This is a genomic window from Pseudomonas sp. TE3910, assembly GCF_056279025.1.
The window spans coordinates 1460637-1473591 of sequence record NZ_JBWBQN010000001.1 but is presented as its reverse complement, the minus strand read 5'-3'; the positions used below and the strand labels follow the sequence as shown (position 1 = coordinate 1473591).

At 59.9% G+C, this 12955-nt stretch carries 13 protein-coding genes; 2 read left to right on the top strand and 11 right to left on the bottom strand.

The genetic code is table 11. The annotated features are described in order from the left end of the window. Window positions 1–18: 18 nt before the first annotated feature. Together ACZ9H3_RS06450 and ACZ9H3_RS06445 are read right to left on the bottom strand one after the other, a co-directional pair. Window positions 19–1062, bottom strand: coding sequence for an LLM class flavin-dependent oxidoreductase (locus ACZ9H3_RS06450; protein WP_099775204.1), 1044 nt, complete (start codon window positions 1060–1062; stop codon window positions 19–21). A 193-nt stretch (window positions 1063–1255) separates the two neighbouring features. Further along, the gene (locus ACZ9H3_RS06445; protein ID WP_065761124.1) at window positions 1256–1741 is read right to left on the bottom strand and encodes a flavin reductase family protein; all 486 of its coding nucleotides are present in this window, start codon (window positions 1739–1741) and stop codon (window positions 1256–1258) included. Between the two features lie 322 nt (window positions 1742–2063). On the opposite strand from ACZ9H3_RS06445, the gene ACZ9H3_RS06440 reads away from it, so the two are divergent. Then, window positions 2064–3470, top strand: coding sequence for a purine-cytosine permease family protein (locus ACZ9H3_RS06440; RefSeq protein WP_065761125.1), 1407 nt, complete (start codon window positions 2064–2066; stop codon window positions 3468–3470). Window positions 3471–3961: 491 nt separating this feature from the next. Here ACZ9H3_RS06440 and ACZ9H3_RS06435 read toward each other — a convergent pair whose 3' ends face one another. The 5 genes from ACZ9H3_RS06435 to ribBA form a co-directional block, all read right to left on the bottom strand. Continuing rightward, window positions 3962–5116 (bottom strand): ABC transporter ATP-binding protein, encoded by a 1155-nt coding sequence (locus ACZ9H3_RS06435; RefSeq protein WP_065761126.1) that lies wholly within the window; start codon window positions 5114–5116, stop codon window positions 3962–3964. 17 nt (window positions 5117–5133) lie between these two features. After that, window positions 5134–5943 carry an ABC transporter permease gene (locus tag ACZ9H3_RS06430; protein WP_099775202.1) on the bottom strand — a complete coding sequence of 270 codons (810 nt, stop codon included), beginning with the start codon at window positions 5941–5943 and terminating at the stop codon, window positions 5134–5136. A 6-nt stretch (window positions 5944–5949) separates the two neighbouring features. Beyond that, window positions 5950–6894 (bottom strand): ABC transporter permease, encoded by a 945-nt coding sequence (locus ACZ9H3_RS06425; protein WP_065761128.1) that lies wholly within the window; start codon window positions 6892–6894, stop codon window positions 5950–5952. Further along, on the bottom strand, window positions 6891–7916 hold the full coding sequence (locus ACZ9H3_RS06420) for an ABC transporter substrate-binding protein (protein WP_065761129.1): 1026 nt from the start codon (window positions 7914–7916) through the stop codon (window positions 6891–6893). The genes ACZ9H3_RS06425 and ACZ9H3_RS06420 overlap by 4 nt, the downstream gene beginning before the upstream one ends. Window positions 7917–8186: 270 nt before the next feature. Beyond that, window positions 8187–9296: a bifunctional 3,4-dihydroxy-2-butanone-4-phosphate synthase/GTP cyclohydrolase II gene (gene ribBA, locus ACZ9H3_RS06415; RefSeq protein ID WP_476220135.1), complete on the bottom strand. Its 1110-nt coding sequence runs from the start codon at window positions 9294–9296 to the stop codon at window positions 8187–8189. A 70-nt stretch (window positions 9297–9366) separates the two neighbouring features. On the opposite strand from ribBA, the gene ACZ9H3_RS06410 reads away from it, so the two are divergent. Further along, window positions 9367–9660: a DUF1330 domain-containing protein gene (locus tag ACZ9H3_RS06410; RefSeq protein ID WP_409278456.1), complete on the top strand. Its 294-nt coding sequence runs from the start codon at window positions 9367–9369 to the stop codon at window positions 9658–9660. A gap of 18 nt (window positions 9661–9678) precedes the next feature. Here ACZ9H3_RS06410 and ACZ9H3_RS06405 read toward each other — a convergent pair whose 3' ends face one another. The 4 genes from ACZ9H3_RS06405 to ACZ9H3_RS06390 all read right to left on the bottom strand — a co-directional run bounded on the left by ACZ9H3_RS06405 (window position 9679) and on the right by ACZ9H3_RS06390 (window position 12947). Then, a complete protein-coding gene (locus tag ACZ9H3_RS06405; protein WP_065761132.1) occupies window positions 9679–10242 on the bottom strand; it encodes an NUDIX hydrolase in 564 nt (187 codons plus the stop codon). A 1-nt stretch (window position 10243) separates the two neighbouring features. Then, window positions 10244–10996 carry a GntR family transcriptional regulator gene (locus ACZ9H3_RS06400; RefSeq protein WP_409281808.1) on the bottom strand — a complete coding sequence of 251 codons (753 nt, stop codon included), beginning with the start codon at window positions 10994–10996 and terminating at the stop codon, window positions 10244–10246. Between the two features lie 89 nt (window positions 10997–11085). After that, window positions 11086–11475 carry a carboxymuconolactone decarboxylase family protein gene (locus ACZ9H3_RS06395; RefSeq protein ID WP_065761134.1) on the bottom strand — a complete coding sequence of 130 codons (390 nt, stop codon included), beginning with the start codon at window positions 11473–11475 and terminating at the stop codon, window positions 11086–11088. Window positions 11476–11495: 20 nt separating this feature from the next. Further along, window positions 11496–12947 carry an NAD-dependent succinate-semialdehyde dehydrogenase gene (locus ACZ9H3_RS06390; RefSeq protein WP_476220133.1) on the bottom strand — a complete coding sequence of 484 codons (1452 nt, stop codon included), beginning with the start codon at window positions 12945–12947 and terminating at the stop codon, window positions 11496–11498. Between the last annotated feature and the right edge of the window lie 8 nt (window positions 12948–12955).

The following is a 12955-nucleotide window of genomic DNA, read 5'->3' as shown; positions in this document are numbered from 1 at the left end:
CAGATGCCTGCGCTTCGCTTAGCTGAAGGCGGGTACCACGTGCTTGATGAACAGCTCCAGGGACTTCTTCTTCTCGGCATGCGGCAGGCTGTTGTCGCACCAGAAGCTGAACTCGTCCACGCCCAGTTCCTGGTAGTAGCGAATGCGCGCAATGATCTCTTCCGGGGTGCCGATCATGGTGTTCTTGCGGATGTTTTCCAGCTCGAACTCTGGGCGTTCGGCGAACTTTTCTTCCGGGCTTGGCTCAAGGAAACCATTGACCGGGGTTTGCTTGTTGCCGAACCAGGCATCGAAGGTGCGGTAGAAGCGCGAAATGGCCTGGGCACCGACTTTCCAGCCTTCAGGGTCATCAACGGCGTGTACATGGGTGTGGCGCAGTACCATCAGTTGCGGGCGTGGTACTTCGGGGTTGTTGTTCAAGGCAGTCTGGAACTTGTTCTTGAGGTCCAGGACTTCTTCATCGCCCTTCATCAGTGGCGTGACCATCACATTGCAACCGTTGGCGACTGCAAAGTTGTGCGAGTCTGGATCGCGGGCGGCAATCCACATGGGTGGCATGGGTTTCTGTACAGGTTTTGGCACGCTGGTGGAGGTCGGGAATTTCCAGATATCACCGTCGTGGGCGTAGTCACCCTGCCACAGGGCACGGACGACCGGGACCATTTCACGCAGGGCCTGACCACCGGAGGAGGCGGGCATGCCACCGGCCATGCGGTCGAATTCAAACTGGTAGGCACCACGGGCCAGGCCGACTTCCATCCGCCCGTTACTGATCACGTCCAGCAGCGCGCATTCACCCGCAACGCGCAAAGGGTGCCAGAACGGCGCAATGATCGTGCCTGCACCCAGGTGGATGGTGGTGGTCTTGGCCGCGAGGTAAGCCAGCAGCGGCATCGGGCTTGGCGAGATGGTGTATTCCATGGCGTGGTGTTCACCAATCCAGACGGTGCTGAAGCCGCCGGTTTCGGCCATGAGGGTCAGCTCGGTCAGGTCTTCGAACAACTGGCGATGGCTGACGCTTTCGTCCCAACGCTCCATGTGTACGAACAACGAAAATTTCATGACGCTTACCTCGGATCTTTTGTTGTGGGCCTGTCGACTGCAGGCCTGATATCAGGAAAGAGCGCTGTGCGCTGCCGGGTGGTGTCTGGCCGTTATCACCGGGTACCGAGTGGAACAGGAAGGCCCGGGTACTGAATTATTGGTATACCATAATACGGGATATCTGCAAGCGATTTGTCTTCTGTGCCCAGGCTCAAGCCAGTACTGGCAATGCGCCCATCTTTCCATTGCAGTACACCAGCGGCCCGTTGTCGCGCTGCGGCACAATCAGGTTCTTGACTGCGCCAACCATGATGGCGTGGTCGCCGCCTTCATACTCGCGCCACAGTTCACATTCGATGATGGCCGTGGCGTTACTCAACAGTGGGTTGCCCAGTTCGCTGAGGGTCCATTCGATCCCTTGCGCCTTGTCTTTACCCTTGCGGGCGAAGGCATAGGCTTCTTTTTGCTGGACGCCGGACAGCACATGGATGGCAAAGCGTTTGTTCTTGATCAGGACCGGGTAGGAGTCGGAACTGTAGTTGGGGCAGAACAGCACCAGTGCCGGGTCCATCGACAGCGAACTGAACGCGCTGGCAGTCAGGCCGACGACCTGGCCATCGTCGTCGAGGGTGGTGATGACGGTCACCCCGGACGGGAATGAACCCATGACTTGTTTGTAGAGGGTGGCATCGATCATTGGACTGTCCTCGAAGCAGCAGGAAGGATTGGGTCAGGCTTCAGGTATGATGGTATACCATAATATGATCTTTGCAACGCCTTTTACGTACAACACGACGAGTGTCACAAAGGCGCTTCAGGCCCCGTGTTCTCGGGGGTTTTGGCCATTAAAATCGGGCGTTCCACGGCACGAGGGCAGATCAGCTGCTCGGCAAAAGACCGGCTCAGTCTTGTTAAAAAGTTGGAATACCATAATATGGTGTTCATCTTGGGTGGCTCGCAGAGCCGCCCCGGTTTGGCTTTGTACAACGATAAAAACAGACAAACTCGAGTTGATGAACATGTCCCAGATGTCCAAACAAGACCCGTTGATCGAGAACCATACGGTCGACTACGTACCGCTTGCGGAGCGCCATGGGAAGGCGCGCGATCTTTTCACCCTGTGGTTCAGCACCAACATTGCGCCATTACCCATCGTGACCGGTGCGATGGTGGTTCAGGTGTTCCACCTCAACCTGTTCTGGGGAGTGATGGCGATCATCCTCGGGCACATGATCGGCGGCATCGTGATTGCCCTGGCGTCGGCGCAAGGCCCATGCATGGGGATTCCGCAGATGGTCCAGAGCCGTGGTCAATTCGGCCGCTACGGTGCATTACTGATCGTGTTCTTCACTGCAATCATCTACATCGGCTTTTTCATTTCCAACATCGTCCTGGCCGGAAAATCCATTACCGGCATCGCGCCTTCGGTGCCGGTACCGGCGAGCATTCTGATCGGGGCGTTGAGCGCTACGGCAATCGGCGTGATCGGCTACCGCTTTATCCATACCTTGAACCGTATCGGCACTTGGGTCATGGGCAGTGCCTTGCTGGCAGGTTTCGTCTATATCTTTGCCCACGATGTGCCTGCTGATTTCTTCAGCCGTGGCGGTTTCAACCTTTCTGGCTGGTTGGCCACGGTGTCACTGGGGATCATCTGGCAGATCAGCTTTTCGCCCTACACGTCGGATTACTCGCGCTACCTGCCCGCCGATATCGGCATTGCCCGACCGTTCCTGGCTACCTACCTGGGCGCGACACTGGGTACCATTCTGTCGTTCACCTTCGGTGTCGTCGCCGTGCTGGCCACGCCCGATGGTACTGAAGCCATGGCTGCTGTAAAGCAGGCCACGGGCGGGTTGGGGCCGATTTTGATGGTGCTGTTCCTGCTCAACATCATCAGCCACAACGCCCTGAATCTGTATGGCGCTGTGTTGTCGATCATCACCTCGATCCAGACCTTTGCCAGCCAGTGGACCCCAAGCATCAGGGTACGGGTAGTGTTGTCGACGCTGATCCTGGCGGGGTGCTGCGTGGTTGCGCTGGGTGCCTCGCCGAACTTCATTTCGCAGTTTATCGGCCTGGTTCTGGCGCTGCTGCTGGTGCTGGTGCCGTGGGCGTCGATCAACCTGATTGATTTCTACCTGATCAAGCGCGGCCAGTACGACATCAGCTCGATTTTCAGTGCCGACGGCGGCGTGTATGGGCGTTTCAATCTGCATGCGATTGTTGCGTACTTTATCGGTACCCTCGTGCAACTGCCGTTTGCCAATACTTCGCTGTATGTCGGGCCCTACGCCAACCTGGTGGAAGGCGCTGACTTGTCCTGGCTGGTCGGGCTGGCAGTGACCTGCCCGCTGTACTACTGCCTGGCTACCCGTAGCCAGCCTGCAGCACGCGGTGCCGTCAAACTGGGCTTTACCGACTGATCAAGCGCGTTACTGTCACTCGCCGTCGCCGAGCAACTGGGCTCACACCCAGGTTGCTCGGCGACGGCGTATTGCGTTTCAAGCGTCAGCCCCGCTGCGTCGACGACGAACCGATAATCCCCCCATCGAGTAATCGAACAAACACCGCTTACTGACCTGGCGTGCAGTGCTCAGGTTAGTGGCCGGGTTGCCTGCGCCCTGCGCCCTGCGCTTCGCTGCTGCTTTCGGGCATCACGCTTCATTCCCTTTCAGCGTTCATTCCTTTCAATTGATACAGGCGGATCGGCTCTGGAATACCTGGCTCGCGGACAGGCACGGTACCGACCCGCTGTATGGCTACGCTGGCGGTTAAGCGCGAAGTCTCGTGAGGATTAGCGAAGGCAGGAGAGGGTGTCGTGTTTTATGTAGCGTAGGAAAGGGGGGGCGATGCAGGCCGACTAGTACCGTCGGTAGGGGCGTTCCCGTGCAGGGCACGGGAACGTGGAGGGGAGTTAATGCGCGCCAGCGGCCTTGTTCAGGTCGCTTTCAGACCATTGGGTATACACGCAGGCATCACTGGTTGCCCAGCGTACCCGCACGGTGTCGCCAGCGGTGAGTGGCATGCCGGTGGCCGACAGGGCCTTGACGGTCATCGCCGTACCACCCGGTGTAACCACGCTGCAGGTTTGGCTTTCACCGAGGAAGAGCATTTCGCTGACCTTGGCCGAGACTTCGTTCCAGCCCGCAGCGAGTGGTTCCCGCTGGGCCTGCTCAACACTCAGGGCCAGTGCTTTCTCCGGCCGGATCATCAACAGCACGTCCTGGTCGAGTTGCAGGCCACCGGTCAGACGGATCGACAATGGCTGGCCTTCAAAGCTGGCCACCGCATTACCCTGGGCCTTGAGCTTGAGGAAGTTGGAGTTGCCAAGGAACGAGGCGACAAAGGCATTCGGTGGGTTCTGATAGAGGTCGTAGCCACTGCCCAGCCCAACGATCTTGCCGTGACTGAAAATCGCAATGCGCTGAGACAGGCGCATGGCTTCTTCCTGGTCGTGGGTGACATAAACGATGGTAATGCCCAGGCGACGGTGCAGTTGACGCAGTTCGTCCTGCAGGTCTTCGCGCAGTTTCTTGTCCAGGGCGCCGAGCGGCTCATCCATCAGCAGGATGCGTGGCTCGTAGACCAGCGCACGGGCAATCGCCACGCGCTGCTGCTGGCCACCGGAGAGTTGGGACGGGCGCCGATGGGCGAACTTCTCAAGTTGTACCAGCTTGAGCATGGCATCGACACGTTTGTCTCGTTCGCTGGCCGCCAATTTGCGGATGGCCAGGGGGAAACCGATGTTGTCGCGGACCGAAAGGTGCGGGAACAGTGAGTAGCGCTGGAACACCATGCCGATGTCGCGCTTGTGCGGCGGGACATTGACCAGCGATTGGCCATTGACCAGGATCTCGCCGCTGCTGGGTGTTTCGAACCCGGCAAGCATCGACAGGGTGGTGCTCTTTCCCGAGCCGCTGGAGCCGAGGAACGTGAGGAACTCACCGTCCTGAATGTCCAGCGAGATGTTGTCCACGGCGGCAAAGTCGCCGTAGTGCTTGTTCAGGTTGCGCAGGCTGACCAGGGGCTTGTCGCGCTGCTGTGCAGGATCTTTGATGACGGCACTCATGTCGTACTCCTAGGCGCTCAGGCGCTGATTTCATTGCGCCGGCGCAGCGCGGCGGCGATCACCATGACCAGTACCGACAGACCGATCAGCAGCGTCGAAGCGACGGCGATCACAGGTGTCAGGTCCTGACGCAGGGTGGTCCACATTTTCACGGGCAGGGTTTGCAGGGTCGGGCTGGCCATCATCACGCTGAGCACCACTTCGTCCCACGAGACCAGAAAGGCGAACAGTGCACCGGCAACCATGCCCGGGCGGATCGCCGGGAAGGTCACCTTGACCACCGCCTGCAGACGCGACGCCCCGCAGATCACCGCGGCGTCTTCGATAGACTGATCGAACAGCTTCAGTGAGTTGATGATCGAGATGATGGTAAAGGGCAGCGCGACGATCACATGGCTTACCACGAAGGCAAACAGGGTTCCGGTGTAGCCCAGTTTGAGGAACAGCGCATACACCGCCACGGCGATGATCACCAGTGGCACGATCATCGGCAGGGTGAACAGGCCATAGAGCATTTCCCGGCCAGGAAAGCGCCCGCGAACCAGGGCGAAGGCCGTCGGCAGGCCGAGTGCAACGGCGCAGATTGTCGTCAGCACCGCCACCTTCAGGCTGGCCAGTGCGGCGTTCATCCAGTCGGCATTGGAAAAGAACTGGCTATACCATTTCAGCGTCCAGCCCGGTGGTGGGAACACCAGCCACTGCGAAGAACCGAATGACAGCAGCACGATGAACACGATCGGCAGCAGCAGGAACAGCGCGATCAGGCCGGTGGTGAGGTACAGGCCCAGACGCATGCGCCGGCCCATGGCATTGGGAGTCAGGAGCATGATCGCTTACCTCGCGTTACTGGCACCAACCGGAGACTCCGGTTGAAGCTTCAGGTAGAAGTAGAACAGCACCAGGGTGATCACGATCAGCAGTGCGGCGCCGGCGCTGGCCAGGCCCCAGTTAAGGAACGATTGCACCTGCTGAATGATGAACTCGGGCAGCATCATGTTCTGCGCACCGCCCAGCAGCGCTGGCGTCACGTAGTAACCCAGGGACATCACGAACACCATCAGCCCGCCAGAGAACAGCCCCGGACGACACAGCGGCAAGAACACCCGGAAGAAGTTGGTCCAGGGGCTGGCGCCGCAGATTGAGCCGGCCTGCAGGATCATCGGGTCGATTGCCTGCATGGTGGCCTGCAGCGGCAGGACGATGAACGGGATCATGATGTAGCTCATGCCGATCACCACGCCGGTCAGGTTGTGCACCATTTCCAGCGGTTGATCGATGATGCCCAAGGCCATCAGCGCCTTGTTGATGACCCCGGACGCCTGCAGCAGCACCAGCCAGGAGTAGGTGCGCGCCAACAGGCTGGTCCACATCGACAGCAGGACGATGTTCAACACCCAGCGACCCCAACCGCGAGGTACCAGCGTGATCACCCAGGCCAGCGGAAAGCCCAGCAGTAGGCTGAACAGCGTGACCAGCCCGGCCACCGAGAACGTGTTCAGCAGCACCCGTGCATAGGCCGAGTTGGCGAACAGTTGTTCGTAGTTTCCCAGCCCTGGCGTGGGTTCCAGTACGCCACGCAGCAACAGGCCGATTAATGGCGCCAGGAAGAACAGGCCAAGGAACAGCAGGGCCGGTATCAGGTTGCCGACGCCCCGCCAGCGTTGGGCCAGGGTGGGGGATTGCTTCATGGTGACTGCCTTGCCAGTGGTCGAGCCTGCAGCGCCCTTGGCGCTGCTGCTCGGGTTAGCGTGACGGGACGCAGTGGCCGCCATTTTCATTTGACCAGCCATTCGTTCCACCGTGTCGCAATGGCAGGACCGTTCTTGGCCCAGTATGCGAAGTCGAGAGTGATCTGGTCCTTAGCGTAGGCAGTCGGCAGGTTGGGTGCCAGCACGGAGTCCAGGCGCGCGACGCTGTCGACGTTGACCGGCGCATAGGCGGTCAGGTTGGAAAAGTCGGCCTGGCCTTTGGCGCTGCTGGCATTGGCCAGGAACTTCATGGCCGCATCCTTGTTCTTGGAGCCTTTGGGGATTACCAGGAAATCGGCCATGACCAGGTTCTGTTTCCAGCTTACGCCCACGGGGGCGCCATCTTGCTGCAGGGCATAGATCCGGCCGTTCCAGAACTGCCCGAGGCTGGCTTCACCCGAGGCAAGCAGTTGCTGCGATTGCGCGCCGCCGCCCCACCAGACGATGTCTTTCTTGATGGTGTCGAGTTTTTTGAAGGCGCGGTCCAGGTCCAGCGGATAGAGCTTGTCGGCGGGCACGCCGTCAGCCAGCAGGGCCAGCTCAAGCACGCCAGGGCTTGGCCATTTGTACAGGGCACGTTTGCCGGGGTAGGTCTTGGTGTCGAACAGTGCGCTCCAATCGACTGGCTTGCTGGCGCCCAGCTTGCCTTCGTTGTAGCCCAGCACGAAGGAGAAGAAGAACGAGCCGACGCCGTGATCGGAGACAAAACGCGGGTCGATCTTGTCGCGCTGAATCGTGTTGAAGTCCAGTGGCTCGAGCAAGCCTTCAGCTGCTGCGCGCAAGGCGAAATCAGCCTCTACATCCACGACATCCCACTGCACATTGCCGCTTTCGACCATGGCCTTGAGCTTGCCATAGTCGGTTGGCCCGTCTTGAACCACGGTGATGCCGCTGCTGCGGGTAAAGGAGTCGGCCCAGGCCTGCTTCTGCGCATCCTGGGTTGTACCGCCCCAACTGACAAAGTTGACGCTCTCGGCCGCTGAGACGAATGAGCAGGCCGATGACAGCATGCCTGCAACAAGTACCGCGGCTACACGTTTGTTCAACACCATTTTCACGCCCTCATTTGTTGTGTTTTTGAGCGGGCTGTAGACACCCGCTTATCGGGAGCAGTAGGTCCATCGGGGCCTTGAGAGGCGACCGTGCCAAGGGCTGTTATTTGTGCTGTCCCTGGCGGGCGCACTTGGCAAAAGTGTCCGGTCTACGGAATATCATATTATGGTATTCCAAACTTTCTGCAAGCATTTTGCCGTACCGACCATCCGGCAAAATGCTGTGTTTCTGGACAACATCGCGCATTGCCGCGCTTGAAACAGCGGTGATCAGGCAGAAAATGGAATACTTTCAACCACTTCCAGGTCATAGCCGGTCAGCCCTGCGTATTTCAACGGTGGGCCAAGATGACGCAGTTTGCCCACGCCCAAGTCCTGCAGGATCTGCGCGCCAGTGCCGACTTCCGAGTAGATGCGCGACTGTGAGCGGCTGTACTGCCGTGGCGGTTTGGTCAACTGCGGTATGCGTTCAAGCAGGGCTTGTGAGGATTCATGGTTGGCCAGGATTACCACAACCCCATGGCCTTCCTCGGCGACTTTCTGCAGGGCCGCCCAGAGTGTCCAGTTGCTTGGCCCGCTGTACTCTGCGCCCACCAGGTCACGCAGTGGGTCGATGACGTGCACCCGTACCAGGGTTGGTTGTTCGCGGCGCAGTTCGCCCATCACCATCGCCATGTGTACGCCGCCTTCAATCCGGTCTTCATAGGTGACCAGGCGGAAGGTGCCATGTACCGTCGGCAGCTCACGCTCACCGATACGGACTATCGTGTGTTCGGTGCTCAGGCGGTAGTGGATCAGGTCGGCAATGGTGCCGATCTTGATGCCGTGCCGGCGGGCGAACACTTCCAGGTCAGGGCGCCGGGCCATGGTGCCATCGTCGTTCATGACCTCGACAATGACCGAGGACGGGGTAAGGCCCGCCAGTCGCGCCAGGTCGCAGCCCGCTTCGGTATGCCCGGCGCGGGTCAGGACGCCGCCTTCCTTGGCGCGCAACGGAAAGATATGCCCGGGTTGTACGAGGTCCTCTGGCACGGCATTGCTGGCCACTGCGGCGGCCACGGTACGGGCCCGGTCGGCAGCAGAAATGCCAGTGGTGACGCCGCTGGCGGCTTCGATGGAGACGGTGAACGCGGTGCTGAACACGCTACCGTTGCTGGGCACCATTTGCTCCAGGCCCAAGCGCTGGCAGTGCTCGTCGGTTAGCGTCAGGCAGATCAGGCCACGGGCCTCGCAGGCCATGAAGCTGATGGCCCTGGCGTCGCAATGGTCGGCCGCGATCAGCAGGTCGCCTTCGTTCTCGCGGTCCTCGTCATCGACCAGGATCACCATCTTGCCCTGGCGGTAGTCTTCGATGATTTCTTCGATGCTGTTGAAGGCCATGGCTGGACTCTCAGTGTGTGGTATGAAATTCTATGGTATACCATAATACAGCTTGACTGAGGAGGTCACGATGAAGGCTTACTGGATTGCGCATGTGGATGTCACCGACCCGGACGCTTACAGCGAATACACCCGTCGTGCACCTGCGGCGTTTGCTGCTTATGGGGGGCGTCTATTGGCTCGAGGCGGCCGCAGCGAAGCGCTGGAAGGGCGAGCAACGCCACAACGCAGCGTTGTCATCGAATTTGACTCCTACGCGCAGGCGCTGGCCTGCTACCACTCGCCGCAATACCAAGAGGCCAAGGGCTACCGTGAAGGTGTTGCTCGGGCTGAAGTGATTATAGTCGAGGGCATAGCACCCTGAATGACGGGCGCGGTGGGGTCAGCGGATGAAGTGGATCTTGCCGCAGTCATCATTGCCAATGTAGATGCCATAGACACCCGCGCGGCGTTCCTCGATGTAGCGTTCGAGGATCTGCCGTATTGCCGGGTAATAGATGCTGTCCCAGGGAATGTCCTCGGGTGCGAAGAACTTGTAGTCGAGGGTTTCCGGGCCAAACTGGCCGGTGACTTCCAGGGCGATGGCGCGGTAGATGATGTATACCTCACTGATCTTCGGCACGCTGAAGATCGAGTAGGGTGAGTGGATTTCCGCTCGCACACCCGTTTCTTCCCATACTTCGCGCAAGGCAGCCTGTTCAGTGGTCTCATTGCTTTCCATGAAACCGGCCGGCAGTGTCCAGGTGCCCGGGCGAGGAGGGATGGCGCGTTGGCACAGCAGGTACTTGCCGTCCTGCTCGATGATGCAGCCGGCAATGATTTTTGGATTGACGTAGTGGATGTAGCCGCAACTGCGGCACATCTGGCGCTCATGGGTATCCCCCGGTGGCAGCTGGCGAACCAGGTCATTGCCACCGCATTGCGGGCAAAAGCGCGGGGTCATCATTTCAGCGGCCTATACGCGGTTCTTTAAGGGCGATGGGTGCAATGATCTCGGGGATGTCGCCGGTTTCCCCTTGCTTGCGCTTGAGGTACTCCAAGGCCACCTTCGCCGCCGCGCGGACGTGGTCGACCGAGGCCTGGTGCGCGGCCAGTGGATCGCCGCTCTTGATGGCCTCGACGATACGTTCCATTTCGTGGCTGCTGCTGCCACGGCGGTTCTCCTGAGACACCGATGTGGCACGAAGGTAGCTGATACGGGCCTGCAACTGGCGTAACTGGGTCGCGGCGATGTGGTTGCCCGAGCCTTCGAGCAACACGTCATAGAACCCTTGAACCGAATCGATGACCTGCTGCAGTTCGCCCTCTGCGAGGGCCTTGCGGTTTTCTTCGAGGGCTTTTTCCAGGGCCTTGATATCCTTGGCCTTGGCACGCAGGGTGAACAGTTGGACGATCATGCCTTCCAGTACACAGCGCAGCTCGTAGATATCGACCGCATCGTCCAGCGTAATGATTGCCACCCGAGGGCCCTTGGCGTCGGCGAATTCCACCAGCCCTTCGGATTCCAGGTGGCGCAAGGCTTCGCGAACCGAGGTACGGCTGACGCCGAGGCGGTCGCACAGGTCGCGTTCGACCAGGCGGTCTCCGGGCAGGAGCTGGAAATTCATGATGGCGCTTCGCAGTTTATCCAGCACGATTTCGCGCAGGGTAACGGGGTTGCGATTGACCTTGAAGCTGTCGTCGAGTGGCAGGCGTTTCATGGGGTCTGCTCTGAGTTGGGCTGTCCAGGTAAAAGGCGCACGTCGATCATCGGGATCGTCCGTGCTCCGTTTGGATCAGCAGCCCAGGTTTAACTGGAGGCCTCTGCATCGGCTTCGGCGAAGGCTTCACGGGCAAGCCGGAAACTGTCTACGGCAGCGGGTACGCCACAGTAGATGCCGACCTGAAGCAGAATTTCGCGTATTTGTTCACGACTCAGTCCATTGCGCAAGGCGCCACGGATATGCAGCTTGAGTTCGTGAGGCCGGTTAAGGGCCGATATCATGGCCAAGTTTATCATGCTGCGCTCTTTAAGCGATAAGCCCTCGCGGCCCCAGACGTGACCCCAGCAGTACTCTGTGACCAGCTCCTGCAGGGGGCGATTGAAGTCGTCGGCATTCTCGATTGAGCGGTTGACGTAGGCTTCGCCCAGTACCTGGGTACGAATCGCCAGGCCCTTTTCATATTTTTCGTTGCTCATGTCGTGCTGCTCCTGTCGGGTCAAAGCCCGCCCATCAGGGTGTATTTGATTTCGAGGTAGTCTTCGATGCCATACTTCGAGCCTTCACGGCCCAGGCCCGATGCCTTGACCCCGCCAAAGGGCGCCACCTCGGTGGAGATCAACCCTTCGTTGATGCCGACCATGCCGTACTCCAGGGCTTCGCTCATGCGCCAGGCACGCCCCAGGTCGCGGGTGTAACAGTAGGCCGCAAGGCCGAATTCGGTGTCGTTGGCACGCGCAATCGCTTCGGCTTCAGTGTCGAAACGGAATACCGCTGCCAATGGCCCGAAGGTTTCTTCCTGCGCGACCTTCATTTCGCGGGTCAGCCCGGCGAGGACGGTTGGCTGGAAAAAGCCATGCCCCAGCGCATGGCGTGCGCCTCCGCAGACCCGCTGTGCGCCTAATGCCAGTGCATCCTGAACATGCTCTTCAACCTTGGCCACGGCGCGTTCGTTGATCAGCGGCCCTTGCTGGACATCGGGCTCGAAACCATCGCCAACCTTGAGTGCTGCAACACGCTCGGCAAGGCGTGCAACAAACGCATCGTGAATGCCGTCTTGAACCAGGAAGCGGTTGACACACACGCAGGTCTGCCCGGCATTGCGGAACTTGGCGACCAATGCGCCTTCCACGGCGCGCTCAAGGTCGGCGTCGTCGAAGACGATAAAGGGCGCATTGCCGCCCAGTTCCAACGAGACTTTCTTCAGGGTCGGCGCGCACTGCGCCATCAGCAATTTGCCAATGCCGGTGGAGCCAGTGAAGGAAAGCTTGCGCACCACGGGGCTGCCGGTCAGTTCTGCACCAATCGCCACGGCGTCGCCCGTGATGACATTGAACACGCCGGGTGGAATACCGGCCTGTTCGGCCAGCGCGGCCATGGCCAGCGCTGAGAAGGGGGTTTCCGGTGCCGGTTTGACGATACATGTGCAGCCTGCCGCCAAGGCCGGACCGGCTTTGCGGGTGATCATCGCGGCCGGGAAGTTCCACGGTGTGATGGCGGCCACGACACCGATCGGCTCCTTGCTGACGACGATACGTGCATCAGCCTTGTGGCTGGGGATGGTATCGCCGTAGATGCGTTTGGCTTCCTCGGCAAACCACTCGATAAAGCTGGCCGCGTAGAGAATCTCACCCTTGGCTTCGGCAAGGGGTTTGCCCTGTTCCAGCGTGAGGATTTCGGCCAGGGCGTCGGCATGTTCGAGCATCAGGCTGTGCCAGCGCTTGAGCAGGGTGCTGCGTTCCTTGGCCGTCAGGCTGCGCCAGCTCGGCCAGGCCGCGTTTGCCGAAGCGATGGCCAGGCGGGCGTGGTCGGCGCCGAGGTTGGGGACTTGGCCGATTTTTTCGCCGTTGGCCGGATTGAAAATCTGCTGATAGGCGCCGTCTGGCGCGTCCAGCCATTGGCCATTGATAAAGGCTTGCTGGCGAAATAGTTGCGAGGCTGCAGGTGTCATGCCGGCTC

What these genes read in the sequence shown, in the direction of transcription:
- ACZ9H3_RS06450 (WP_099775204.1), bottom strand. Translation starts at nt 1,062, where the DNA reads ATGAAATTTTCGTTGTTCGTACACATGGAGCGTTGGGACGAAAGCGTC.
- ACZ9H3_RS06435 (WP_065761126.1), bottom strand. Translation starts at nt 5,116, where the DNA reads ATGAGTGCCGTCATCAAAGATCCTGCACAGCAGCGCGACAAGCCCCTG.
- ACZ9H3_RS06405 (WP_065761132.1), bottom strand. Translation starts at nt 10,242, where the DNA reads ATGATGACCCCGCGCTTTTGCCCGCAATGCGGTGGCAATGACCTGGTT.
- ACZ9H3_RS06395 (WP_065761134.1), bottom strand. Translation starts at nt 11,475, where the DNA reads ATGAGCAACGAAAAATATGAAAAGGGCCTGGCGATTCGTACCCAGGTA.
- ACZ9H3_RS06390 (WP_476220133.1), bottom strand. Translation starts at nt 12,947, where the DNA reads ATGACACCTGCAGCCTCGCAACTATTTCGCCAGCAAGCCTTTATCAAT.
- ACZ9H3_RS06400 (WP_409281808.1), bottom strand. Translation starts at nt 10,996, where the DNA reads ATGAAACGCCTGCCACTCGACGACAGCTTCAAGGTCAATCGCAACCCC.
- ACZ9H3_RS06425 (WP_065761128.1), bottom strand. Translation starts at nt 6,894, where the DNA reads ATGAAAATGGCGGCCACTGCGTCCCGTCACGCTAACCCGAGCAGCAGC.
- ACZ9H3_RS06420 (WP_065761129.1), bottom strand. Translation starts at nt 7,916, where the DNA reads ATGGTGTTGAACAAACGTGTAGCCGCGGTACTTGTTGCAGGCATGCTG.
- ribBA (WP_476220135.1), bottom strand. Translation starts at nt 9,296, where the DNA reads ATGGCCTTCAACAGCATCGAAGAAATCATCGAAGACTACCGCCAGGGC.
- ACZ9H3_RS06410 (WP_409278456.1), top strand. Translation starts at nt 9,367, where the DNA reads ATGAAGGCTTACTGGATTGCGCATGTGGATGTCACCGACCCGGACGCT.
- ACZ9H3_RS06430 (WP_099775202.1), bottom strand. Translation starts at nt 5,943, where the DNA reads ATGCTCCTGACTCCCAATGCCATGGGCCGGCGCATGCGTCTGGGCCTG.
- ACZ9H3_RS06445 (WP_065761124.1), bottom strand. Translation starts at nt 1,741, where the DNA reads ATGATCGATGCCACCCTCTACAAACAAGTCATGGGTTCATTCCCGTCC.
- ACZ9H3_RS06440 (WP_065761125.1), top strand. Translation starts at nt 2,064, where the DNA reads ATGTCCCAGATGTCCAAACAAGACCCGTTGATCGAGAACCATACGGTC.